At 72.5% G+C, this 2238-nt stretch carries 1 protein-coding gene; it reads left to right on the forward strand.

Annotated features, from left to right (window positions below; all coding sequences use genetic code 11):
• The first annotated feature begins 32 nt into the window (after nt 1-32).
• Nucleotides 33-1127 (forward strand): lytic polysaccharide monooxygenase, encoded by a 1095-nt coding sequence (locus ACJOT3_RS34175; RefSeq protein WP_406977272.1) that lies wholly within the window; start codon nt 33-35, stop codon nt 1125-1127.
• Nucleotides 1128-2238 lie beyond the last annotated feature (1111 nt).

Genomic DNA, 2238 nt, shown 5'->3' on the forward strand with positions numbered 1-2238 from the left:
CGGGACTCCCCCACCCGAAAGGAACACCCCCCATGGAAAGGACCCGCGTCCGCAACCTCCTCACCGCCGCGGTGGCGCTCGGCGCGCTCGCCGTCGGCTACGCGGTGGTGGCCGACCCCGAGCCCGCCCAGGCGCACGGCGCGTTCACCTACCCGGCCTCCCGCACCTACGCCTGCTTCCAGGACGCCACCGGCGGCAGCTCCGGCGGCGCGCTGGCGCCCACCAACCCGGCGTGCGTCGACGCGCTCGCGCAGGGCGGCGACTACGCGTACTGGAACTGGTTCGGCAACCTCATCAGCAACTCCGCCGGACGGCACCGCGAGTTCGTCGCCGACGGCGAGCTGTGCGGGCCCACCCCGCAGTTCAGCGCGTTCAACGCGGCCCGCAGCGACTGGCCGTCCACGCCGTTGCAGGCCAACACCACCGTGGAGTTCCTGCACAACGCCTGGGCGCCGCACCCGGGCACGTTCTTCACCTACGTCACCAAGTCCGGCTGGAACCCCAACCAGCCGCTGACCTGGGACGACCTGGAGCTCATCGACACGGCCGTCAACCCGCCGCTGCGCAGCGGCGGCGCGGCGGGGGCCGAGTACTACTGGGACGTGGACCTGCCCAACCGGTCGGGGCGCCACGTCGTCTACTCGGTGTGGGAGCGCTCGGACAGCCCGGAGGCGTTCTACAACTGCTCGGACGTGGTGTTCAGCGGCGGGAGCGGCCAGCCCGAGCCCACGGACCCGCCCGAGCCCACCCCGGACCCCACGGACCCCCCGGAGCCCACGGACCCGCCTGAGCCCACGGACCCGCCGACCGACCCGCCCGCGGGCGAGTACTGCACGGCCGAGTACCGGATCTCCAACGAGTGGTCCGGCGGCTTCCAGGCCGCGGTCGAGGTGACCGCGGGCGAGGACGGCGTGGACGGCTGGATGGTGGACTGGACGTTCGCCAACGGCCAGACGATCTCCAGCCTGTGGAACGGCACGGTGCTCAACCACGGCTCGCACCACGAGGTGCGCAGCCTCCCGCACAACACCCTGCTGGACCCGGGTGAGAGCACCACGTTCGGGTTCACCGCCAGCCACCCGGGCGGCGTGAACATCGTCCCCCTCCCGGACTGCGGCCCGGCGTAGTCCCCTGACGGCGGGGCCCGGGCCGGGAACGGCCCGGGCCCCGCCCCGTACCCGGCGGCCGCATTTCCACTGCCCCGCCCGCAGCAGGGTGGTCTTCTGCGGCTGGCACCCTCTGGGGTGGGGGTGGTGGTTCTTCCTCCCGGCACCCCCTGTGTCCGGGCGCGGCAGGTGACCGCGGCGTCATCCCCCTAGGGCGCAGGTCGCGGTTCACCTTCCGGCCTGGGGCTGGGGCTGCGGGTATCCGCGGCCGTTACCCTCTGGGGCGGGGGTTGTGGTTTTTCCTCCCGACACCCCCTGTGTCCGGGGAGGGCACTGACGGCGGGGGTTACCCCGTCTGTGGTCGGGCTTTCAAGCGAGGTCTGTGCAACGGCCTGTTTCCAGTCGGGGCGTCTTTCCGTGGACCTGTGTGGTCGGGGGTGTGCGCTGTGCCCCGACCCGTCCCCGGAAAACACCCCCACCACCGGGGACGTGCAGGAGACGCGTACGTCTTTTTGGTCTGCCGGGCCTCGTACCGTGGGGACGGCTCCGCGCCCAGCCCGGGTCTGTACGTTCCCAAGGGGTGCCCCGTGGAGACCAACGCGACCGAGACCGGTCTCCGCACACCGCCCTCCGCAGATGGCGGGCGTTTGGGAAACCTGCTCTTGCTGTCTCACCCCCTGGGTCTGGGGTTCAGTCCCGCTCTACCGACACCCCCTGGGGCCGGGGCTGGAGGCCTCGTGCGGCCGTCACCCCCTGGGGCGGGGGAGGCACAGCGCACTTCGGCTGGGGCTGAGGACCCCGGGCAAGTGGGAAACCCCCTGGGGTGGGGGCGTGAGGCCTCGTGCGGCCCTCACCCCCCGCGGCGGGGGAGGCGCGACACCCTCCGGCTGTGGCCAAGGACTCCAAGAAGGGAATGGGGCTGGGGCTGAGGACCCCGGGTGAGTGGGAAACCCCCTGGAATGGAGGTCCCGGTTGGGTGGGCAACCCCCTGGAGTCGGGCGGGGAACACTACTGCGGCCCCACCCCCTGCGGCGGAGGCAAGGTGCGATGCCCTCCGGCTGTGGCTGAGGGCTCCGGTCACGTCAGTGCGACCTTCGCCGCAGAGGGTTTCCCACCTTGCCCGGGGCCCTGG

Source organism: Nocardiopsis protaetiae (genome assembly GCF_045446735.1).
GTDB lineage: Bacteria > Actinomycetota > Actinomycetes > Streptosporangiales > Streptosporangiaceae > Nocardiopsis > Nocardiopsis protaetiae.